20 protein-coding genes are annotated in these 23,107 nt (G+C 45.6%); 18 read left to right on the top strand and 2 right to left on the bottom strand.

What is annotated here, in order from left to right:
• Positions 1 to 158: 158 nt before the first annotated feature.
• The 6 genes from MHH46_RS25040 (at position 159) to MHH46_RS25015 (ending at position 7,027) form a co-directional block, all read left to right on the top strand.
• Positions 159 to 410 (top strand): post-transcriptional regulator, encoded by a 252-nt coding sequence (locus MHH46_RS25040; protein ID WP_036677655.1) that lies wholly within the window; start codon positions 159 to 161, stop codon positions 408 to 410.
• A 221-nt stretch (positions 411 to 631) separates the two neighbouring features.
• Positions 632 to 1,882, top strand: coding sequence for a protein translocase subunit SecD (secD, locus tag MHH46_RS25035; protein WP_036677653.1), 1,251 nt, complete (start codon positions 632 to 634; stop codon positions 1,880 to 1,882).
• Positions 1,872 to 2,774, top strand: a complete 903-nt coding sequence (gene secF, locus MHH46_RS25030) for a protein translocase subunit SecF (RefSeq protein WP_052097271.1) — start codon at positions 1,872 to 1,874, stop codon at positions 2,772 to 2,774. Before secD ends, secF begins: the two co-directional genes overlap by 11 nt.
• A 143-nt stretch (positions 2,775 to 2,917) precedes the next feature.
• Positions 2,918 to 3,868, top strand: coding sequence for a cation diffusion facilitator family transporter (locus MHH46_RS25025; RefSeq protein WP_036677651.1), 951 nt, complete (start codon positions 2,918 to 2,920; stop codon positions 3,866 to 3,868).
• Positions 3,869 to 3,897: 29 nt separating this feature from the next.
• A complete protein-coding gene (recJ, locus tag MHH46_RS25020; protein ID WP_076193214.1) occupies positions 3,898 to 6,300 on the top strand; it encodes a single-stranded-DNA-specific exonuclease RecJ in 2,403 nt (800 codons plus the stop codon).
• Between the two features lie 208 nt (positions 6,301 to 6,508).
• The gene (locus tag MHH46_RS25015) at positions 6,509 to 7,027 is read left to right on the top strand and encodes an adenine phosphoribosyltransferase (RefSeq protein ID WP_036677647.1); all 519 of its coding nucleotides are present in this window, start codon (positions 6,509 to 6,511) and stop codon (positions 7,025 to 7,027) included.
• A 250-nt stretch (positions 7,028 to 7,277) separates the two neighbouring features.
• Here the strand turns inward: MHH46_RS25015 and uraA are convergent, their stop codons facing one another.
• A complete protein-coding gene (gene uraA, locus MHH46_RS25010; RefSeq protein ID WP_038572987.1) occupies positions 7,278 to 8,591 on the bottom strand; it encodes a uracil permease in 1,314 nt (437 codons plus the stop codon).
• A gap of 313 nt (positions 8,592 to 8,904) precedes the next feature.
• Between uraA and MHH46_RS25005 the strand changes: the two genes are divergently transcribed.
• From MHH46_RS25005 to MHH46_RS24960, 10 genes are all read left to right on the top strand, one after another.
• Entirely contained in the window at positions 8,905 to 11,085 is a 2,181-nt protein-coding gene (locus tag MHH46_RS25005) for a bifunctional (p)ppGpp synthetase/guanosine-3',5'-bis(diphosphate) 3'-pyrophosphohydrolase (protein ID WP_036677643.1), read from the top strand.
• A gap of 21 nt (positions 11,086 to 11,106) precedes the next feature.
• The gene (dtd, locus tag MHH46_RS25000; protein ID WP_036677641.1) at positions 11,107 to 11,550 is read left to right on the top strand and encodes a D-aminoacyl-tRNA deacylase; all 444 of its coding nucleotides are present in this window, start codon (positions 11,107 to 11,109) and stop codon (positions 11,548 to 11,550) included.
• 134 nt (positions 11,551 to 11,684) lie between these two features.
• Positions 11,685 to 11,840 (top strand): hypothetical protein, encoded by a 156-nt coding sequence (locus MHH46_RS24995; RefSeq protein WP_175617366.1) that lies wholly within the window; start codon positions 11,685 to 11,687, stop codon positions 11,838 to 11,840.
• 150 nt (positions 11,841 to 11,990) lie between these two features.
• Positions 11,991 to 12,500: a type 1 glutamine amidotransferase domain-containing protein gene (locus MHH46_RS24990; RefSeq protein ID WP_076193216.1), complete on the top strand. Its 510-nt coding sequence runs from the start codon at positions 11,991 to 11,993 to the stop codon at positions 12,498 to 12,500.
• Positions 12,501 to 12,548: 48 nt separating this feature from the next.
• The gene (locus MHH46_RS24985) at positions 12,549 to 12,998 is read left to right on the top strand and encodes a hypothetical protein (protein WP_036677637.1); all 450 of its coding nucleotides are present in this window, start codon (positions 12,549 to 12,551) and stop codon (positions 12,996 to 12,998) included.
• Positions 12,999 to 13,365: 367 nt separating this feature from the next.
• A complete protein-coding gene (locus MHH46_RS24980; RefSeq protein WP_155288182.1) occupies positions 13,366 to 13,503 on the top strand; it encodes a hypothetical protein in 138 nt (45 codons plus the stop codon).
• A 192-nt stretch (positions 13,504 to 13,695) separates the two neighbouring features.
• Positions 13,696 to 14,949, top strand: a complete 1,254-nt coding sequence (gene hisS, locus MHH46_RS24975) for a histidine--tRNA ligase (RefSeq protein ID WP_036677635.1) — start codon at positions 13,696 to 13,698, stop codon at positions 14,947 to 14,949.
• Positions 14,950 to 15,004: 55 nt separating this feature from the next.
• The gene (aspS, locus tag MHH46_RS24970) at positions 15,005 to 16,789 is read left to right on the top strand and encodes an aspartate--tRNA ligase (protein WP_076193219.1); all 1,785 of its coding nucleotides are present in this window, start codon (positions 15,005 to 15,007) and stop codon (positions 16,787 to 16,789) included.
• A gap of 61 nt (positions 16,790 to 16,850) precedes the next feature.
• Positions 16,851 to 17,606, top strand: coding sequence for a ThiF family adenylyltransferase (locus tag MHH46_RS24965; RefSeq protein WP_076130395.1), 756 nt, complete (start codon positions 16,851 to 16,853; stop codon positions 17,604 to 17,606).
• A gap of 239 nt (positions 17,607 to 17,845) precedes the next feature.
• Positions 17,846 to 19,144: an NCS2 family permease gene (locus tag MHH46_RS24960; RefSeq protein WP_076193221.1), complete on the top strand. Its 1,299-nt coding sequence runs from the start codon at positions 17,846 to 17,848 to the stop codon at positions 19,142 to 19,144.
• 71 nt (positions 19,145 to 19,215) lie between these two features.
• On the opposite strand, the gene MHH46_RS24955 is transcribed toward MHH46_RS24960, so the two are convergent.
• A complete protein-coding gene (locus MHH46_RS24955) occupies positions 19,216 to 19,764 on the bottom strand; it encodes a hypothetical protein (RefSeq protein WP_076193224.1) in 549 nt (182 codons plus the stop codon).
• Positions 19,765 to 19,958: 194 nt separating this feature from the next.
• On the opposite strand from MHH46_RS24955, the gene MHH46_RS24950 reads away from it, so the two are divergent.
• Positions 19,959 to 22,142, top strand: a complete 2,184-nt coding sequence (locus tag MHH46_RS24950; protein WP_076193226.1) for a UvrD-helicase domain-containing protein — start codon at positions 19,959 to 19,961, stop codon at positions 22,140 to 22,142.
• 391 nt (positions 22,143 to 22,533) lie between these two features.
• Positions 22,534 to 22,815, top strand: coding sequence for a CD3324 family protein (locus MHH46_RS24945; protein WP_076129667.1), 282 nt, complete (start codon positions 22,534 to 22,536; stop codon positions 22,813 to 22,815).
• Positions 22,816 to 23,107: the final 292 nt, after the last annotated feature.

Below are 23,107 nucleotides of genomic sequence, written 5' to 3'. Positions count from 1 at the left end.
CGAACTTGTCTATTCTTATGGATATGCTGTACCCCTATCTCGGCATGCCTTGTTTTAGTGGCATTAACTTTTTGTGACGGAAGAAGGAAAGCGAAGAACAAGAGTCGAATATCTATGGTGAGCATACGAACATGAGCGATCTTTGGAGGTGTCAACACGTGGAATCGGAACAGTGGAATCATGATCAACATAGTGAAGAAATCGAAGCCATGTGCCGCAGCAAAGCTGAAGAATTCCGGCTCCTCGGCTATGAGTATGTAACCAGCAAGGATATTTGGGATTGCATCAGCCGTAATTATGATAAGGAAGGCTTGCCTCCCCTACATAAGCTGGTAAACGACATTTATTCCTTGAAAGCCAATAGTTACATGAATTATTTGACTATTGCGGCCTATCGGGGGTTGAACTGAACAATAAACCACATATTTCTTTTTGCGAACTGCCTGATAAAGCAGTAAAGTAAGAGAATAATAACTCCACATCTCCTATTAAAACGGATGTCTTGCTGATTTAGGCAGGGGCGGCCGTTTCTTTGTGTGAGTATAGCTCTATCAATGCTGTGAATTGACGGTCATTTCGCGTGTAGCTATAATAGGAATATTGAGTTAATGAAAGGGGAACTAGCTAGAGCATGAAGAGACTAATGGGCTTTTTTATTACCGTGCTCGTTTTGACAGGCGTTATGGCATTTACTACTCCTGGACTGCTGGACAAGGTTAGACTTGGTCTTGACCTGAAAGGCGGATTTGAGATTTTGTATCATGCTGAGCCTATGGAAGCGGGAGCAGCATTGTCCCGAGCTTCTCTGCTGAAGACAGCGGAAAGCTTAGAAAAACGGGCGAATGCGCTCGGAACAAGTGAACCAGAGGTAACTACTGAAGGTACGGACCGTATCCGTTTGAAAATTGCGGGCGTAACGGATGAAGCCGAGGTTCGTAAAAAAATGAAGGAACCTGCAGTTCTGACTTTCCGTAGTGCTGCTGAAGGTGACGCTGAGGGAACTTACAGCAAAATCGAACTGGTAGGTAGTGATTTTGTTGAAGGTGCTGCAGAAGTTGGACGGGATAACCTGAATCAGCCAATCATCAGCATCAAGATTAAGGACAAGGACAAATTTGCAGAGATTACTAAACGTCTCTTGGGAAAGAATCTCGCAATTTACTTGGATGAGAACAAACTATCTGACCCTACGGTACAAGCAGTACTTACCGATGGCAGTGCTTCTATTTCTGGTAACTATACAATTAAGGAAGCGCGCGAACTTGCAGACACGATTAACCTAGGTGCATTGCCACTGAAGCTGACGGAGAAATATTCCCAAAGTGTGGGTGCTACCCTGGGTAAGCAATCGCTTGATCAAACGATTCGAGCAGGTCTGCTGGCTTCTGTGATTATCCTTATTTTCATGATCGGAATGTATCGTTTGCCAGGTCTTTTGGCTAGTTTTGCCTTGCTCTTGCATACATGGGCGCTAATTGCGGTCTTCGTCTTCGCGGACTTCACCTTGACGCTGCCTGGTATAGCCGCATTTATTCTGGGTATAGGTATGGCGGTCGATGCCAATATCATTACCAACGAACGGATAAGGGAAGAAATGCGCAGTGGAAAAAGTATACTGTCCTCCGTTAAGGCAGGGAATAAATCCTCTTTCCGGACAGTAATGGACTCCAATGTGACTACTATTATTGTAGCAGCAGTTATGTTTGCCTTCGGTACAGGTGCGGTCAAAGGCTTTGCATTGGTGCTGATTGTAGAAATCGTGCTGAGTATCGCCACGAATCTTTATTTCTCCCACTGGTTGCTTAGCCAGCTTGTCAAAGCGGGTAAGCTGAACAAACCGAAGAGCTTCGGTGTTAAGGAGAGTGAAATCCGTGCGCTTTAAGAAAGAGCTTGATTTCGTACATTTGAGTAAATATTTCTATATTTTCTCTATCGCATTGACAGTAGCAGGATTGATTTTCCTGGCGACATTTGGCCTGAATTACAGCGTTGACTTTAAAGCTGGATCTAATGTGGACATCTCCCTATCCAAGAATTTGAACTTGGATCAGGTTAAGACTGCAACTAGTGCAATCGATGTCGATCATGAACCGACGATTTCGTTTGGTGATCAGCGTGTGAATATTCGTTATGACGAAGTTCTTGATGAGGCTCAAGATGAAGCCCTAAAAGCTGAAATCCTTAAGCTGGATGACAAAGCATCATTTGAAATTAACACCGTGGACACTGAAATGGCTAAAGAATTGGCACGTAATGCTATTTATGCAGTTCTGATTTCTTGTCTGGGGATTATTATTTATGTAAGTATTCGTTTTGAATGGCGTTTCGCCGTGGCATCGATTGTGGCCTTGCTCCATGATGCCTTTATCGTAGTCGCGCTCTTCTCTATCTTCCGCTTGGAAGTGGATTTGACGTTCATTGTAGCGGTGCTTACGATCATCGGTTATTCCATCAATGATACGATCGTTATCTTTGACCGTATCCGTGAGAATTTACGTTTTGGTAAACAGAAAACTTATGAAGACTTGAAACACCTTGTGAACAAAAGTGTGGCTCAAACGCTCATGCGTTCTCTCTATACTGCATTTACCGTATTTATTGCGGCGTTCTTCCTGTTATTGTTCGGAGGCGAGTCGATTAAGATGTTCTCGCTTGCGATGGTAATCGGTTTGCTCTTCGGAGCTTACTCTTCCATCTTTATTGCAAGTCCACTCTGGTTAGTGCTTAAAAAGCGTGAGAAGGTTAAAGTGAAGAGCAGCCCGAATAAAGGTTAGAAGAAATTAGCATCGAAGTTCTACTTTTCTTATACGTTTAAGAAAGCCGCGTCAAATGCGACGCGGCTTTCGAAATCTTTAGGGTCATGTCATGTGTATTGAATCATCATGAGATTACTTGCTATTGGTAAGGAGGGCCTCGTATGAATAAAGAACGATCACCGCAAAGCGAGACGGTTGCTTGGACAGGGATCATTAGCGATGTTACTTTGGCAGTAGCTAAGGGGAGTTTTGGCTATATTTCAGGGAGCAAGGCATTAATGGGGGATGCTTTGTATTCCGGAGCAGATGCAGCAGCTAAACTGGCGGATATTCTTCCGTGGCGCTCTGAGCAAGGGAGAAAGAGTAAGCAACGGATCGAAGAACGGCGGGGCACTAAGGAGCCGCTGCTGGCTATACTTTTTTCGGTATTTATTCTTATGGGGGGACTGCAGATCGCATTCTCTGCAATCCGCGACTTAACAGATGGAAAATCATCTACACACGGACAGCTGGCGTTTGTAACCGTCTTAGTATCTATTGTGTTTAAAGAAGCTGTTTTTCAATATCAATATCGCTACTTTAAAAAAATAGGTGATGGCAGTCATGCTGCATATGTTAATAGTCATCGTTTCAGCTTATATACATCTATCACAGTATTAGTCGGAATTTCGTTATCCATGGGTGGTACCTATTGGCATCCTCTATCTTATATGGATCCTATTGCTGCACTCTTAACCGGAGTTTTAATTCTTCGTAAAGGCTATTCACTCATTGCTAGCTCTATTAACACTAAAAATGCGCAGGAGCTTCCTTCGGAGGAAGCCGCTAATTTTATTGAAACAGTGCAACGTGTTCATGGCGTCATTCGCGTAGAACATTTGAAGGCACTTGAGCAAGGGAATTATGTGAATCTTCAAGTGAAAATCAGTGTAAATCCGCGGATTACGGTGATGGAAGCACAGGATATTTCGGAATGCGCTAGGAAGCTGCTGCAGCACCGGTTTGTTCATGTCGGTGAGGTGCATATGGACGTTGTTCCTTATGATCCCGGCTATCCGTACAAAAGCAATTATGAATTGCCGGATAATGATATTCCTACGTTGCTTCAGTAGTTTGCAAGGTGAGAGAAAGGTGAGTTCTATTGCTTTATTCAAAAACAAGATGGCAATCTCCGGCAGCCAATCCCGACACAGTTAGGGATATGGCCCGGAGCCTTTCTATTTCTCCACTCTTATCCTCACTATTAGTAAATAGAGGAATGAACACGCCTCATGAAGCTCTAAGCTTCATGGATGGCAGTGAGGAAGAACAGCATGATCCGTTCCTACTCAAAGGAATGGCTGAAGCGGTTCCTAGAATTAGAAAGGCTTTAAAAGATGAAGAACATATTCTTATTTATGGCGATTATGATGCCGACGGGGTGTCCAGCACAGCACTTATGATTCATCTGCTGCGCTATTTAGGCGCTTCCTTTGATATTTATATCCCACACCGCTCTAACGAGGGTTATGGGCTGCATAATCATGCCCTGGATTGGGCTTTACAGCAAGGTGTCTCCTTAATCATTACAGTAGATACTGGCATTAGCGCTTATCATCAGGTTGCTTACGCTAATGAACTGGGGATCGATGTGATCGTTACGGATCACCATGAACCTCCTGAGCTTTTGCCAGAGGCCTATACGCTTATTAATCCCAAGCTGCCAGATTGCCCTTATCCGTTCAAAGGATTAGCGGGTGTAGGTGTGGCTTATAAGCTTGCTCAGGCTATTCTAGGGGAAGAGACTCCCACAGAATGGGCAGAGATTGCAGCGATAGGAACGGTTGCGGATTTAATGCCGCTGCTTGGCGAGAACCGTGAGATTGTTAGAAATGGCTTGGAAAGTATGCGGCATTCAAGTTTCCCGGGGATTCGTGCCTTACTCGCTGTCAGCGGTGTGAACATGAGCACTGTGAGTGCGGTCAATATCGCTTTTGGCATGGCGCCGCGCATCAATGCCAGTGGTCGCCTGGATCATGCTGGACGGGCTGTGTCCCTCCTCACTACCGAGCATGCGGCTGAGGCAGAGCAGCTAGCTGGAGAGCTTGACCTGCTTAACAAAGAACGCCAATTGGTGGTAGAAAGAATTGTTGTTGAGGCCACTGCCAAGCTGGAGCAGATGACACAGGGTGGCGAAATCCCAGACATCATTGTTCTTGCTGATCATGGCTGGAATGTAGGTGTGGTAGGTATAGTGGCTTCCAAACTACTGGAGCGTTATTATCGGCCTGTGATCATTCTGGATATACATCCAGAGACCGGAATGTGCAAAGGTTCTGCTCGCTCCATACCTGGACTTGATATCTACGCTGCACTTTCTTCTTGTTCTGATTTAATGGATCATTTTGGAGGTCATCCAGCCGCTGCGGGAATGAGCCTGCATCGGGATGGATTAGAAGCCTTTGCTGCAGCATTAAATGAATATGCGTCCGGGGTGTTAACGCCAGAGCATTTCGTTCCTGTTGCTTCCGCTGATGCAGAGGTGTCAATCTCGGATTTATCACTGCAGACCGCGCTAGAATTGGAAAGGCTTGCACCTTTCGGAATGTCTAATCCGTTGCCAAAGTTTATTATTCGTGGGGCTACCGTGAAAGAGACACGTACAATGGGTCAAGATGGAAAACACCTGAAGATTGTATTGCAGCAGGGGAAAAACAGCATTGAAGCCTTGGCGTTTGGTAAAGGCGCTTTATCCAGGCTGCTACCGGCGGGTACTACGATCAACGTGTTAGCTGAGCTGTCGATCAATGAATGGAATGGCTCACGCAAATCACAGCTGATGCTGCAGGATTTATCTGTGCAGGATGCCCAGTTATTCGATCTTCGTGGTGCTGCTGATGCCGTACGGCAAGCCGCACATATTAGGGAACTACTTCTTCCTTATAGCGGTGCGGGTCCGTATAGAGCTGCTGCAGTGTTTCAGAACGGACGTAGTACGCCTGCAAGTGAATTGATAGGAATGTCTTTATGGGTATATGATAATGAAGCTGGCATTAGCGCTGCTGTTAAGGATGAGCCCCTTCAGGAATCAGGGCATGTCTCTCTGTTATGCTTACTGGATATGCCGGAGACTCCTGAACAACTGGATGCGCTACTCCAAACCTTTCCTAATGCTGATAATATTGCGTTATTGCATTCTATCAAGGATGGCCGAGAACGACTTATTACTCCGACACGGGATCATTTCAAAATACTATATAAACTGTTGGCTTCGATCACCTCAGTTGCAACGCCTGAGAACGAAGTTTTGCTGCGGTTAAGCCGCCAGTCCTCGTTAAGTATCCGCATGCTTAACAACATGCTTGATGTGTTTGAGGAGCTTGATTTTATTAAAAGAAGTCAGGGAAGTGTGGCATTTATTACTCAGCCAGTAGCTAAAAGTCTGACAGCATCGAGTCATTTTGTTAGACTGGGACAGATGGCGGAGATGGAGCAATACTTCATGGAGGGCAGCCTGTCAGAGTTACAGGACTGGATGTTATCGCGTCGTTTAGGCGTATCATAATCCATGCAAATATGAGCTGCTGAGCGTACCCAATGGTGTATAAAAATGCAACGCTCATATAACAAAGCGAATGCTTACGAAGCAAGTTTTGCCGATCTGAAATCAATGCAGCTATGCTAACAAAACAAAGCGAATGCTTACGAAGCAAGTTTTGCCGATCTGAAATCACTGTAGCTTATGCTTACAAAACTTATAGGAGATGATAAATTTGGATTTTAAAGATAGTATTCGTGTGATTCCTGATTTCCCTAAAGAAGGTATTAGTTTTAAAGATATCACCACATTGCTTAAAGACGGTGAGGCTTACCGCCAAGCGATTGACGCGTTGAAAGCTCTCGTAGCGCACTTGGAAATCGACGTTATCGCTGGACCAGAAGCACGTGGCTTCGTAGTTGGAGCACCTCTTGCTTATGCGATGGGGGTAGGTTTTGTGCCGATTCGTAAAAGCGGTAAGCTTCCATATGAAACTATAGAGGTAGGTTATGATCTTGAGTATGGCAAGGACACCCTTGCTGTTCACACAGATGCTATCAAGCCTGGTCAAAAAGTATTGATCGCTGATGATTTATTGGCTACTGGTGGAACCATTGCTACTTCGGTTAACCTTGTAGAACAGCTTGGCGGTAAAGTGGTAGGTGCTGCTTTTCTGATTGAGCTGGTTGAGCTTGCTGGGCGTAATAAGCTTTCTGGAGTTGAAGTTCTTTCCTTGGTGAATTACGAGGATTAATCTTGTGAAGTTTGTCTTTTCCCGGGAAATAAACGGGGATTCGGCTCGAATTATGCTGAAAAGTGCAAAGATTAGCGCGTGACGCAAAGGGTGGAAGTTAAACAGTAATTGGAAAATGTAAGATAATAACAGCAGCTGTCTGCCTTGTGGCGGAGAGTTGCTGTTTTGTATCTGCGTTAATAAAAAAAGCTGCCCAAGTCCATAAATGGATGTTGGAGCAGCTTTTTTAAAATTCTATTTTTACAATCGATTAATGGGCAGTTTTATCACTTTCTCCGCCATCATTAGACAGTCCAAGCACTTCAATGAGTTTGAAGAACAATGCCAATACGATACCAACAATTGTAGCCAGCGCCATACCACTTAGTTTAACGTTGCCCATAGTAAGGGTTGTACCACTGATTCCGACAACGAGTACCAACGTAGCCATGATCATGTTCGTAGCCTTGGAAAAATCAACTTTTTGCTCAACGAAAATACGTAATCCGGAAGCCGCAATTACACCAAACAGCAACAGGGATACACCACCCATTACAGGGGTTGGAATATTAGCGATGACGGAGGAGAAAGTACCAGAGAATGAAAGCAGAATAGCAATCACCGCTGCGCCGCCGATTACATATACCGAATATACTTTAGTCAAAGCCATAACCCCGATATTTTCACCGTAGGTTGTATTTGGAGTAGAACCGATAAAACCGGAGATAATTGTAGATATCCCGTTCCCCATCAGAGAGCGGTCAAGTCCAGGATCTTTTGCCAAGTCTCTGCCGACAATATTGCTTGTAACAAGTAAATGTCCAATGTGCTCAACAATAACAACTAATGATACCGGGATAATAGTGAATATTACATTCCAATCAAATGAAGGAGTAACAATGGAAGGATGCGCTAAAAATTTTGCATTAGAGATAGCAGCGGTATCCACCATTTTCAAAATATATGCTAAACCATAACCAGTGACGATACCAATAAGGATGTGAATGATTTTTGGAAAACCGCGGAAGAGTACAGCTCCAATTACAGTTACACCAAGTGTCACCATAGAAAGTGCGATTGTTTTGCCATCTGGAGTCCAGTCTGCAACTGCAACGCCTTCAGGAGCAATAAGTCCTGCCATTCGTGCGGCAACAGGTACAAGTTCAAGTCCGATCGTAGCTACGATCGCTCCCATTACTGCTGGAGGGAAAACAACATCAATCCATTTGGTTCCTGCATAACGAATGATCAATGCCACGAGCACGAATATAATACCAGTGACGATAAAAGCACCCAAAGCAAGCGAGTATCCTTTCATGTGATCATTTGGGTAACGACTGAGTACTGACAATACCGGTGCAATAAAGGCAAAGCTGGAACCAAGGTACGCAGGGATTTTACCACGACAGATCCAAATGTACAGCAATGTACCGATACCATTCATAAGCAAAATCATTCCAGGGTCGACCCCGAACAAGTTAGGCACTAGCACTGTACTGCCAAACATGGCAAACAAATGCTGGAGACTTAATAGAAAGCCTGGGCCCCATGGAAGTTTTTCGTTAACTTGAATTTCGCGTTGCAATGGAGTTCACTCCTCTTTCTTATCTGATATTAGGTTGTCCGGCGAAAATCCGCCTTTACTAGATTAAATAGAACTTGGCTTTTTTACAACAACATTTTCACAAGTGTTATTAATTTGTCCGAATTTAATTACTTTTACTTCTGGAATACCATGAGATGGCAAGTGTTGACGTAATCCTCCTTAAGCCTCATAATTATAGACAACTTTGAATAAGGGCGTAAGTAAGCTTGGACAAATGAAATGATTGGAACCTGCAGATTTTTGAACAGTTGCGGGTTCATTTTATTATAGAAAGGAATCGGATACGACGAGAATGGGCATTGAGCGATTAATTGATAAGGCTGGCGCCTATATAAAAGATAAAGATCTTCTCCGCATCCGGGAAGCTTATGAATTTGCCGATCAGGCTCATCACGGGCAGATCCGCAAGTCGGGGGAGCCATACATTCTGCATCCGCTGGCGGTGGCAGATATTGTCGTCAATATGCAAATGGATGTTATATCTATTGTTGCAGCGCTTTTGCATGATGTGGTGGAAGATACGACGGTCTCACTGGAACAAATCCGCGCTAAATTTGGCGATACCTGCGCAATGCTTGTTGACGGCTTAACGAAGCTGGAACGTATTCGCTTTCGCTCAAAGGAAGAGCAGCAGAACGAGAATTACCGCAAAATGTTTATTGCTATGGCCCAGGATATCCGGGTCATTGTCATTAAACTGGCGGACCGTCTGCATAATATGCGAACGTTAAAATACCAATCTGAAGAGAGCCAGCGCCGTATTTCTTATGAGACGTTGGAGATCTTCTGTCCTGTAGCTGACCGGCTGGGGATTTCCGCGATTAAGTGGGAGATGGAGGATATTGCGCTTCGTTACTTGAACCCGCAGCAGTATTACCGGATTGCTAATCTGGTGCATAAGAAGCGGGCTGAACGTGAGCAATTTATCGACAGCGTAATTGGCCGTATTCGTGCCAAGCTGGATGAAATGGGCATTGAAGGTGATCTTTCCGGTCGCCCGAAGCATATTTACAGTGTTTATAACAAAATGAGCACAAAAAATAAGCAGTTTAATGAAATTTATGACCTGCTGGCCATTCGTATCATTGTGGATAATATCAAGGACTGTTATGCAACCCTTGGAATTATTCATACCTTATGGAAGCCAATGCCGGGGCGTTTTAAAGATTATATAGCTATGCCAAAAGCCAATATGTATCAATCTCTGCATACTACTGTGGTAGGACCAGGCGGAGAGCCTACTGAGGTGCAAATTCGCACCTGGGAAATGCACCGCACGGCAGAATACGGGATAGCCGCACACTGGGCATACAAAGAAGGCAGCAGTAATAATGCTAATCCGGAGAATCGGATGCCTTTCTTTCGCGAAATATTGGAGCTGCAGCATGAAGCTAAGGATGCCGAAGAGTTCGTAAAATCACTAAAAATGGATTTTTTCTCAGACCTCGTGTTTGTATTTACTCCTAAAGGTGAGGTTATTGAGCTTCCTGCCGGTTCTGTGCCTCTTGACTTCGCGTTCCGCATTCATACAGAAGTGGGCAATCGTACGATTGGTTCCAAGGTGAATGGGCGGATCGTGCCGCTTGATCACAAGCTGAAGACGGGCGATATTGTTGAGATTTTGACGTCTAAGCATTCTTACGGACCTAGCCGTGACTGGCTCAAAATTGCACAATCCTCTCACGCAAGAAGCAAAATTAAACAATGGTTCAAAAAAGAAAAACGTGAGGAAAATGTCGAAAAAGGTCGCGAAGCGATTGAACGTGAGCTGAAGCGCCTGAATGTTGAAGTTTCCGAGTGGATTTCTGATGAAAAACTGTTGGAAGCTGCGAAAAAATTTGCTTTTAATGATGTAGAGGATATGTTGTCTGCCGTTGGTTTTGGTGGGATTACCGCTTCGCAGATTGCCTCCCGTTTGACGGAGAAGCTGCGCAAGGAGCAGGAAGAAGCTGCTAACCACTTGGAGCTTACTTCAGAGATGAAGGAGATCAAGTCTTCCGGCGAGAGACGAAATCAACCCACCAATGGCGTTAGTGTAAAAGGAATTGAAAACTTACTTGTTCGTTTTGCACGATGTTGCAACCCGGTTCCGGGTGACGACATTGTAGGTTATGTTACACGGGGCCGGGGCGTATCTGTACACCGCCAGGATTGTCCTAACATTCCGGGTGAAGGTGACGGAGAAGAAGCAGCTAGAGTGATTGAAGTGGAATGGGAAGGCACGATGGAAGCAAACTATAGTGTGGATATTGAGATTACAGGCCATGACCGCAATGGACTGCTCAATGAAGTACTGCAGGCTGTGTCCGAGAGCAAAACGAACATTTCAGCGGTCACTGGGCGCTCTGACAAGAATAAGATGGCAATGATTCATATGACCATCCTTATTCGTAATACGGAGCATCTGCAATCCGTTGTAGATAAAGTGAAACGAGTCAAGGATGTATATACAGTGAATCGGATCATGCAATAAGGCAAGGAGCGAAGTAGTGCGATGAGAGTTGTAGTACAGCGTTGTAAGGACGCCAAAGTAACCGTGGATGAGACAGTGACCGGAGCGATTGGCAATGGCCTGATGCTGCTTGTCGGCGTTACCCATGAAGATACAGAGAAGGATGCCAAATATTTAGCGGATAAAATAGCTGGACTGCGTATTTTTGAAGATGATGCTGGCAAAATGAACTATAGTGTCACGGATACTAACGGGGCTATTCTTTCAGTGTCCCAGTTTACTTTATACGGAGATTGCCGTAAGGGAAGACGGCCGAATTTCATGGGAGCTGCAGCTCCTGCGGAGGCCGAGCGTCTTTATGATTATTTTAATCAAGAGCTTAGAGCTGGAGGTCTTCAGGTGGAGACGGGCATATTTGGAGCGATGATGGATGTGTCGCTGACCAATTGGGGCCCAGTTACTCTCATTCTGGATAGCCGCAGCTAACGAAATAGAGGATGTCGAAGATTGCTTCTGGCCGGAGCTAACTTTCGACATCTTTTTTTTATGCGGATAGAGCTTCTTTGGGCTGGATAAACTAAATGCAGGCAGATATCACGCATAAGGCAGGGAGTTTAAGAATGAGACAATCACAGAAGGCATGGGTATGGAGAAGTATCCCGGCATTACCGACTGGGAGTCCTATGGAAGCCTGTGCATTAGCCAAAAAGCTAGACGGCGAGACCGAACCACTAGTGATGAAAGGAAGAAGCCGCAATCTCTTGCCGCGTACCTGAAGCGGGTGGAAAATGCGGCTTTTTCGGTGTTGTGAAGGAAGCCTTTTTTCCGATTAAAGGTTAGAAAGCATCCTCATAAGGGTAATAGACCACAAGAAAGAATAATTAGAACATCATTAATTGCTAAAGACAGAGAGGAGAAACTATTACATGAGTAACGTTGCTTTCTTACTGGCTAATGATTTTGAAGATTCTGAAATGAAGGTTCCTTATGATGAAATTATAAAGGCAGGACATCAAGCTGACATTATTGGTTTGAAAAAAGGGGAGACCTTGCTAGGTAAAAAGAAAGAAGTCTCCTACGCATCAGACAAGGCGATCGCCGATGTTCAAGCAAGTGATTATGACGCGATTGTCATCCCGGGTGGTTCTTCCCCCGAGAATTTACGGCAAAATGCCGATATTTTGAAGTTTGTAAAAGAAGCAAATGAAGAAGGCAAGCCTATCGCCTCTATTTGCCACGGACCGCAAATTCTGATCAGTGCAGACTTGCTTAAGGGACGCACCATTACCTCTTATCCTCCGCTGAAGGATGATGTTGTGAATGCCGGCGCGGAGTTTAAGGATGAGGAAGTAGTGGTTGATCGCAATTACATTACTTCGCGTACACCAAAAGATGAGCCTGCATTTGTTCGTGAAATATTGAAGGTCCTGAAATAAATAAGCATTTTTTATTTTAGAGTCTTATAATCCAAGGAGGTAATGGCAATGAGCAGAAAAATCCAAGCGTATTTCAGAACTGAAAATGAAGCAGAAGGCGCAAAAACAGCATTGATTAGCTATAAGGTGGATGGCTTGGAGGTTTGGCCACTCACAGACCCTATCGGCAATGATCGTAATATTCTGTTTCCAATCATTCCACTGGATAGTGCATCTGTAGTCGCAGGCACAACTGGAACGCTTGGAACGGCTAGCACACCTGCAGCTGGAGCTATGCTGGTTCCTGGCATTGCCGCTTCCGACACTCGGGCTGACCCTGAAACACATTATAGTGTGAATGAAGATCAGGTTAGTGCGAACGTGGCAGAAGGAGATCTCGAAGATGGGGATTTAAGTGAACTTCGTTATGTGATGGAGCTAAGTATAGCAGAAGAAAATTATAATGAAGTTGTGGAAATCCTTCGGGGCAAAGGGGCCTATGTTGAACAATTCGAATAGTATTCTATTAAAAATAAACCGCTTTCATGGAATGTAATATAATCGTAATATTACGTACATGATTCCTTAATATAGCGTGTTTATAATAAAGGCATGACCCCCTTTTTAATAATATATGATGATGGACCTGCAGCATTCGGCTGCAGGTCATTTTTTTTGTTACAATATAATTGCTGAATAAAAAACTCGGAAGCTGTCAAAATTTATACCAGGCATCCTTTTTACTTCCTTGACTTTAATGCAGTAGTTCAGTAGAATATTAACAATATACGATTTTATCATATGGTTTTGATGACGGGACCAAGTAATTCGAGAACCCACAACTCCAGAGAAGAATCCCTTGTCGATTCGGATGACATCTACTTAAGTGGATGATGAACCGGTATCGCTTGGCTGCAAGGATTCTGTTGATGAGCGAATGAATGACCTCCCCGAGAACGTACGGCGAAAGTGGGCAGTGTTGATTGCCGCGATCAGTAGCCGTTTACGCGTAGGCGGGCGTTAACCGCTTTGAGCGGCTTCAGTATATTTTTACTGATCCGGAATGTGGGTGGTACCACGTGGTGTATTATTGGTTATGATAATCCCTCGTCCCTGTTTTTTTATAAAACAGGGCGAGGGATTTTTTGCTTTTTCTGCAATAGAAACAGATGAAGAGAACAGCTTTAGAGGGGTTATTTTTTAGGAGGGATAGACTGTGGCTAAAGAAAGATTCGAGAAACCAACAGGAACGCAGGACGTGCTTCCGGGTGCTGTGGAGAAATGGCAGTATATTGAGGGGAAGGCCAGAGATTTATGCCGCCGTTTTAACTACCGGGAAATTCGCACACCTATGTTTGAGCACACAGGGTTATTCGAACGTGGAGTAGGCGAAACAACGGATATCGTGGAAGGCGAAATGTATACGTTCAAGGACAAAGGCGACCGTGATTTGGCTCTTCGTCCAGAAGGAACGGCTGGTGTCGTGCGGGCTTACGTTCAGAACAAGCTATACGGTGAACCTGATGTAAGCAAGCTGTATTATATCGGACCTATGTTCCGTTATGAGCGTCCGCAGGCCGGAAGATATCGCCAGTTCCATCAGTTTGGGATTGAGGCGTTTGGGGCCGTGGATCCGGCTATTGATGCAGAAGTAATCTCTATGGGCTATCAATTCTATAAGGATCTAGGTCTTAAGGATGTAAGAGTGGAGCTTAATTCCGTGGGTAATGCACCAAGCCGTGCGGCTTACCGGGAGAAGCTGCTGGGATTCCTTAGACCGATGAAGGATAACCTCTGCAGTGACTGTCAGCGTCGAATCGAGCGTAATCCGCTTCGTGTGCTGGATTGCAAGGTGGATCAGGATAAATTTACAGATGCGCCTTCCATTTTGGACAGTTTGGATGATGAATGCATAACTCATTTTGAGAAGGTTAAGATGCATCTCGACATCATGGGTGTGGAGTTCACGATTAATCCTCGTCTTGTACGTGGTTTGGATTATTACACGCATACTGCGTTTGAATATAAAGCAGCTGGCATTGGCTCTATTGATACCGTAGGCGGCGGAGGCCGTTACAACGGTTTAGTTGAAGAAATCGGTGGACCGGATCAACCGGGTATTGGTTTTGGGATCGGGCTGGAGCGTATTCTTCTTATTCTGGAAGATCAGAAGGTAGAGCTGGAGACTGCGAAGCCACTGGATGTGTATTTTGTAGCTCTTGGCGAAGAGGCTGACATTGAAATCTCCAAGCAGCTATACTTTCTGCGTAGCCAAGGGTTCTCGGCAGAACGCGACTACCTCGGCCGGAAGATGAAGGCGCAGATGAAGTCAGCTGACCGTATGTCGGCACGTTATACTGCGATTCTTGGCGAAGACGAGCTGAAGAATGGTGTAATTGCGCTGAAGTCGATGAGCACAGGGGAACAGCAGACTGTGAAGCTCGAAGAGCTGGCTCAGGCGTTGGTATAGAAGAAGACTTTTTAAATAGAAACTTATTTTTAACTAAAAAGGGGAATGGTGAATTATGCAAAGAAGTCATAACTGTGGGCAATTAACACCAGAACATATTGGACAAACGGTAACCTTGAACGGATGGGTCCAGACCCGCCGCGACCTTGGGGGCGTACTTTTTATTGACCTGCGTGACAGAAGCGGTATTGTGCAAGTTGTATTCAACCCGGACTACTCCGGCGAAGCACTGCAAATTGCGGATAAGGTTCGCAGTGAGTATGTTTTGGCTGTCAAAGGAAAAGTGGTTAAACGTGATGAAGAAACCATTAACCGCAATCTGCCAACAGGTGAGATTGAAGTTCAAATTACAGATATCGAAGTGCTGAACGCTGCTAAGACCCCTCCATTCTTCATCGAAGATGGAGTGGAAGTAGACGAATCTCTTCGCCTGAAATATCGTTACCTGGATCTGCGTCGTCCAGAAATGCAAAAAACATTGTTGCTACGCTCGAAAGCTTCTAAGATTTTCCGCGATTTCCTTGACAGTGAAGGATTTATTGATGTAGAAACACCAATCCTAACTAAGAGCTCACCGGAAGGTGCGCGTGATTATTTGGTGCCAAGCCGTGTGCATGAAGGCGAATTTTTCGCATTGCCGCAATCTCCACAAATCTACAAGCAGCTATTGATGGTGGGTGGCGTTGAACGCTATTATCAAATTGCTCGTTGTTTCCGTGATGAAGATTTGCGTGCTGACCGTCAGCCGGAATTTACACAAGTGGACATCGAGACTTCATTCCTGTCTCAGGATGAGCTGCTTGGCATGATGGAGAACCTGATGCAACGTCTGTTTAAAGAAACTGTAGGAGCGGATATTCAGCTTCCATTCCAACGTTTGACTTATGCTGAGGCTATGGGCAAATACGGTTCAGACAAACCTGACCTGCGTTTTGGATTAGAGCTTGTGGAAATGAACGATATTGTTGCCACAAGTGGCGTGAAGGTATTCGCTTCCGTGATCGAAAAAGGCGGAGAAGTGAAATGTCTAAATGCTAAAGGCTGTGGGACTTGGACTCGTAAAGAAATCGATGATCTCGGACCTTATGCTGCGCGTTATGGAGCGAAAGGTTTGGCTTGGATTCAAGTGAAAGACGGCGAGTTCAAAGGGCCGATTGTCAAATTCTTCACTGAAGAAGAAATTGCCGCTGTGAAGGAGCGTACAGGCGCTGAAGAAGGCGACCTACTGTTGTTCTCCGCTGATACCAAAAAGGTTGTAGCGGACGTTCTAGGTGCCCTTCGTGTCAAAATCGGACGTCAGCTGGGTCTGATCGACGATAACGTGTTCAAGTTCGCTTGGGTGACTGACTTCCCATTGCTTGGTTATGATGAAGATCAGAAACGTTATGTAGCAGAACACCATCCGTTCACTCGTCCACGTGAAGAGGATCTGCATCTGTTCGACACAGATCCAGGTGCAATTCGTGCACAAGCCTACGATATCGTTCTGAACGGTTATGAAGTAGGCGGCGGCTCCATGCGGATTTACAAACGTGAAGTACAGGAAAAAATGTTCCAAGCTCTCGGCTTCTCAGATGAGGTTGCTTACGAGAAATTTGGTTACCTGATGGATGCGTTCGAATATGGTACACCTCCACATGGTGGTATTGCCTTCGGTTTAGATCGTCTAATTATGCTGCTGGCGGGTCGTACAAATCTGCGCGAAACCATCGCATTCCCGAAAACGGCAAGTGCAACGGACCTGCTTATGGATGCACCTGCACCAGTAGACGGTTCACAATTGGAGCAACTGCATATTAAGCTGGCTCTTAAACCAAAGAAAGAAAAAGAAAAAGAATAATTAAATAAAGCGGGCGAGGCAGATTTCTGCTTCGCCATAGCTTTTGAAGGAGGCTGACCTCATGCTGCATCAGTTCTCACGTACGGAACTGGCGATCGGACCGGAAGGTCTGGAGATTATGAAGAACAGCACAGTAGCGGTACTTGGTATCGGCGGTGTTGGCGGTATGGCTGTTGAGGCATTGGCTCGTAGCGGGATCGGCAGACTGATTCTGATTGATAAGGATTCCGTCGACATTACCAATGTGAATCGGCAGATCCACGCACTTACTACAACGGTTGGGCAAAAGAAGGCCGAACTGATGGTAGACCGTGTGAAGCTGATTAATCCGGAATGTGAAGCGATTGCGCTGAACATGTTCTATACGGAAGAAACCTATGAGGAACTGTTCAAGCTGAAACCGGATTATGTGATTGATGCCTCGGATACGATTATCTACAAGGTCCATTTGATTAAAGAATGTCTGGCACGTGGAATTCCTATGATCTCAAGCATGGGCGCTGCCAACAAAATGGATCCTACAAGATTCCAGGTAGCGGACATTTCCAAAACAACGTATGATCCGATTGCCCGGGTCATTCGCCAGAAGCTGCGTAAGGATGGGATTAAGAAAGGCGTGAAGGTGGTTTTCTCTACGGAGCCGCCAATGAAGCCACGTCAGGATGTTACGGACAAGATTGTTCCGGAGAATGCGCCGGATCGACGTAAAGCGAAACAACCGCCAGCCAGCAATTCATTTGTTCCACCGGTAGCCGGCCTAATTATGGTCAGCGTTGCCGTGCGTGACTTGCTTGAGGCTGGAGGCGTCAGCTTGTAAGTGAATCGCTGAGCTGAGGCTGTTTCAATTATAGTTATAGGATTAGAGTAATGGACAAAAGGGCGAGTAGCTGGAATCCGGCTGCGTACGCCCTTTTGTTGTCCTTAAACAGGCGGGTTCTGCAAGAAGCAGGCCACAAATAGGCATAATAGCTGAACCGGGATGAACGGCTGATTATTAGATTTATAATCCGGGTAATATCCGCCTGCGGAACTTAATATCAGTGGAGGTTTTTGTACATGAAATCGAATTTTTGGCGAAATAGTGTGGGGCTTGCGCCTGAGAATGACTGGAAACGGGAATGGGCTGCAGGGATTCTCTCCTATTTTGCTTCAGTTTATATTGTTATGGTGAATGCGACGATTCTCCATGACGCGGGGATGCCGCTTAGACCGGCAATGGTGGCTACACTGTTGACCGCAATTACCGGCTGTCTGCTGATGGCTTTTGGCGGGAAGACGCCTATCATCGTGGTTCCCGGGATGGGGATTAACGCATTTTTCACTTATACGCTTGTTCATTCCATGAAGCTGGACTGGAGAGAGGCGCTTACTGTAGTTGTTATAACAGGCGTGTTATTCGCTATCGTGGCCTTCACATCACTTTATCGTATTCTTAGTGAGGCAATTCCCCAAAACCTGCAGCATGCCATTACAGTCGGTATAGGGCTGTTTCTGACCTTTATAGGGCTGCAAAAGAGTGGGATAGTGATTGCCCATCAGACTACTTTTGTTGCCATAGGACATTTTAGTGATCCTGCAGTTATTACATCCTGTGTGACTTTATTGCTGGCTTTAGTGTTATTTATCCGGGGAACTAACGGAGGCCTGCTGATAAGTATGCTGGTCGGTACAGGACTAGCCTACCTGCTGGGAGCTGCACATGCACCGGAAAAACAGGCCTCAGGGCATGTATTCTCAGGTTATGGCAGCCTATTTTTCGGAATGGACTGGAGCGGCATTGTGAGCCTGGTGTTCTGGATTGCTGTATTCCTGTTATTGTTAATCGTTGTATTTGAAAATATCGGTCTTGTAGCCTCGCAGACGATGATGGCAGGCCGTCCAGAACGCTTCAAAAGCAGCCTGCGTGCGCTCTCGCTTGCTAATATCGCCGCGGGTCTTTTCGGAAGCAGTCCGGTCGTGGCCGCTGCAGAATCTAATGCAGGAATAGCTGCGGGCGGGCGTTCGGGTCTCACCTCGCTGGTAACAGGGCTTCTATTCGGGGCGACCTTCTTATTCCTACCGCTGTTATCCTATATTCCCGATAGTGCGATCGCACCGATCCTGATTGTGATTGGCGGGCTAATGGTACAGAATGTGCGTGAGATGGACTTGAGTGATTTGACCGAGCTGTTCCCGTCTTTTCTAATCATGGTTATGATTCCATTCACCTATAGCATCGTGGACGGTATGGCTTTTGGTTTTATTACCTACCCAATTGTGAAGCTGGCGCTGGGCAAAGGGAAGGAAGTGCCACCTGCGCTGTATGGAATTGCTGGTTTGTTTGTGGCTAACTTTATTTTGCAGGCTGTGCTATAGTGCGGCATCCAGTTTCTTTGATTGCGAGGGACCTGTTGCACACTAATCAGCTCTATTAGCCAGCGTTGAAATTAAAGAGGTAAATGCCGTTGTGCCGCTGATTGGAGCAAATGTGCGTAGACGTCGAAAAGAAAGGGATAAATACCGTTGACTGGAGCTAAATGCGTGTAGACGACGAAATCTAAGGTATAAATACCGTTGAATGGGGCTAAATGTGCGTAGACGTAGAAAACAAAGGTATAAATACCGTTGATTGGGGCTAAATGCGCGTAGACGACGAAAACAAAGGTATAAATACCGTTGATTGGGGCTAAATGCGTGGAAGCGCCGAAAACAGAGAGATAAATACCGTTGATTGGAGCTAAATGCGCGTAGACGACGAAAACAAAGGTATAAAAACCGTAGATGGAAGCTAAATGTGCCTGGACGTCGAAACCAAAGGCAAAAATGCCTCTGATTGGAGCCAAAAGTGTGCGAACGCCGAAACCAAAGGCAAAAATGCCTCTGATCGGAGCTAAATGCGTGTGAACGCCGAAACCAAAGGCAAAAAAGCCTCTGATCGGAGCTAAATGCGTGCGAACGCCGAAACCAAAGGCAAAAAAGCCTTTGGTTTGTCCCAAACATTCGGCGCTTGTGCATGCTAAGGTGCACCAAAGGGCTTTAGGTTGGAGAACAACTTATAAGTTTAGTCAAATCATTTGAAAGATTTGGTATTTAAGTGCTGATTGTGCTACAATGGGTATCCTTTTGCGTGAGAAATGGGCGTAGGAGCATGAAAATTTAAGCTCGATAAACTTTTAGGAGGTAACTGAAATTGGAAGACAACTTTCAAAGTGCCTATCAAGAGGAAGAAGACAGGCTGAATCAAGCGCTTACTGAAATTGACACTTTGCTGGAGAAGCTCCAGCAGACACCAGTGTACACGGGACATGACTATACGGAACAGGTGCTGGAAGCGAACCGTGATCAGAAGCGCAAAGATCTTGCTAAGCTTAGGCAGGAGCCTTATTTCGGACGGCTTGATTTTCAAGGCAATGATGAGAATGAACGGAAGGCACTCTATATAGGCAAAATCGGCGTAGACCGTGAGCAGGTAAGCGACCGTCCGCTAGTCATCGACTGGCGCGCACCGGTAGCAAGCCTGTTTTATTCGTTTACCGGCGGTACCGAGCCAGCCTCCTATGAAGCCCCTGAGGGACTAATAGAGGGGCTAGTATACCTCAAACGCAACGTGGTGATTCGGAAGCAAATTCTGGAGCGGGTCGCGGATACGTACAATCGGGAAAGCGATGCACCGATTGTATCAGATGAGTTTCTCGTCTATCGACTTGGGGAGAACAAGGATAATCGTCTACGGGATATCGTATCGACCATTCAAGAGGAGCAGGACAAGATTATCCGTGCTGCCAAAAATACAGCGCTAATCATTCAGGGCGTGGCAGGAAGCGGTAAAACAACCGTTGCACTGCACAGGCTTGCTTTTCTGCTGTATCAATACAAGGATCAGGTTTCTGCGGAAAAAATGATCATTTTTGCACCAAACCGGATGTTTTTGGATTACATCTCGGACGTATTGCCTGAGCTCGGGGTAGGTAATATTGCTCAAAGTACATTTCCGGATTGGGCGGCTAATGTACTAGGACTGGAATTGCCGGAACAGGATGCGACAGAGACGATGAACCGCTGGTTCGAAACCCCTGGCGGCATGCCGGTAATTACAGAAGAGACGCCGGGGCGCCTCAAGGGTTCCACGGTGCTGATGGGAATCATAGAGTCCAGCATCAAGCTATTGGAAAGCAGCTCTGTACCTGAGGGTGATTTTAGCCCGTGGGAGGGTGCGGTGCTACGCCGTTCTATGATTTTGCGCTGGCATAATGAGGAGTATGCTCCCTATCCTCCAGCCAAGCGCAAGGAACGGGTAATGGCGCGGATTCATCGCTGGATTGAGATGGAACTGAAGAAGAGTCCGTCAGCTGCTGCTATGAAGGATCGCAAGAAAAAAGGCGCGCAGCGAGAGAAGGCTTATAGTGCCAAATGGCCTAAATATGATCCATTAACGATCTATAAGCAAATTTTCCGAGCAGCTAAACTTCCTGAGGATTGGCCGGTTGAACCGCCTGAGGAAATTCCGGCAGCTGTACTGAAGGAAACGGCAAAAGAGCTGAAAAAAGGCATCATACGTGAAGAGGATTTACCTCCGCTGCTGTATATCCATTATCTTTTGAATGGTGATGAGGGCGTTACTCGCTTTGACCATGTAGTAATCGATGAGGCTCAGGATTTTTCACCTTTCCAAATTGCCGTTCTGGATTTATATGTGCGAGGCCATTCCTTTACGATCCTGGGTGATCTCTCGCAGGGCATACATGCCTATAAAGGCGTACACGCGTGGGAAGAGATGCAGACGTTGTTTGCACCTGAGAACACGGCTTATCACGCGCTGACACGCAGCTATCGTTCTACTATGGAAATTATAGACTTCGCTAATGGAATTCTATCTTCAGGTGTGGAGAGCTCATTGCTGGCTGTTCCTGTGTTTCGTAGTGGAGATCCCGTGCGTATGATCGCCTATGGCGAGGATGCCGGGGAACTGGTGGCTGATGAGCAAGCTCGCTTGCGGACAATAACCTCTGCACTGAAGTCTCTGTCAGGAAGGGAATACCGTACGGTGGCTGTCCTAACAAGAAATCTTCATGAGGCTGCAGAACTATATGCGGAGCTGGCACAGCATTTTGAAGATATTCATCTGATTGATGGCAGTATGACGCAATATCAGGGCGGGTTATCGGTGCTGCCTGTCTATTTATCAAAAGGTTTGGAGTTCGATGCGGTGATCTTAGCAGATGCCGATCAAGACCATTATGGAGCGACGGCTTGGGACGCGAAGCTGATGTATGTCGGCTGTACACGTGCTCTCCATGAGCTGTGGCTGCTCCATAATGGGGAAGTTCCTTCCTATGTGCAAACGGCGGCTGGAAGCGATTCTGAGGGAGAATAAGACTGGTGGAGAATGGTTATAACTGTTCTTGGTCTTGTAACTCCCCCATAGGTATGGCTTAATAATAAGTGTCCGGCCGGGCAAGAACACTTCTGGAAGGAGGCTGATTGAAATGATTTCAGTATACGAGGTGGTTTCCGTTTAAGACGGAAACCTGCTTAAAGCGAGGAGGCCTTACGGCCTCCTTATTACTAACATAAGAAGTACCACACTTATCCATAAGAACGAAATTTATGAAATCGAATGTAGACGCTACCAAAAGGTTTTTATATAATGAAATTACGGATTTTTCCAAATATGAGGAGAAGAAAGGAGGCAGGTGACGTGATTATAACTAAAAACTTAGTTGACCGACGCATAGGGACACACCTGTTGAAGGAGGAAATGCAAGTTGAGTTATGTAAATGGGAAGGATGTGCTCCCCCCTGGCTTGCTCGAAGAGCTTCAGGGATACATCCAAGGTGAACTGCTCTACATCCCAAAGAAGACGGAAGAGCGGGTTCGATGGGGCGAGAACAGCGGTTCGAGGAAAGAAATAGCGAACCGGAACAAGGAAATTTTCAGTTGTCATCGAAGCGGTGATTCCGTAGCGGAGCTTCAGAAGAAGTACCATCTATCGGAAGAAAGCATTCGTAAAATCATATCAAAAATGCGGCTGGCAGTAAATTGCTAGCTTGCAATTCAAGCATAAACGCCTCTGGTGTCCTTAGAAGGACGGTAAGCGTTATGCGAGAAATCATAAGGATAAAGTATAGCGTGAAACCTATACTTTCTTATATTTTGAAAAAAGAGCATGGCTCCCGCCTTTCTAAGACGAGATCATGCTCTTTTTATTTTGGCGTAAAATAAGTCTATGCTGATACTGTTACCTTGACCCGGCAGGGCATCCTAATCCTTCCCTGTGATATGGTATGATAGAGAGGATTTACATTGAGCTTTTACAAGAATATAGCAAGGAAGTGGAG

Origin of the sequence: Paenibacillus sp. FSL H8-0175 (genome assembly GCF_045040615.1) — a bacterium.
Lineage (GTDB): Bacteria > Bacillota > Bacilli > Paenibacillales > Paenibacillaceae > Paenibacillus_AQ > Paenibacillus_AQ odorifer.
The sequence above is the reverse complement of the archived record's forward strand: the minus strand, read 5'-3'. Positions and strand labels throughout refer to the sequence as shown.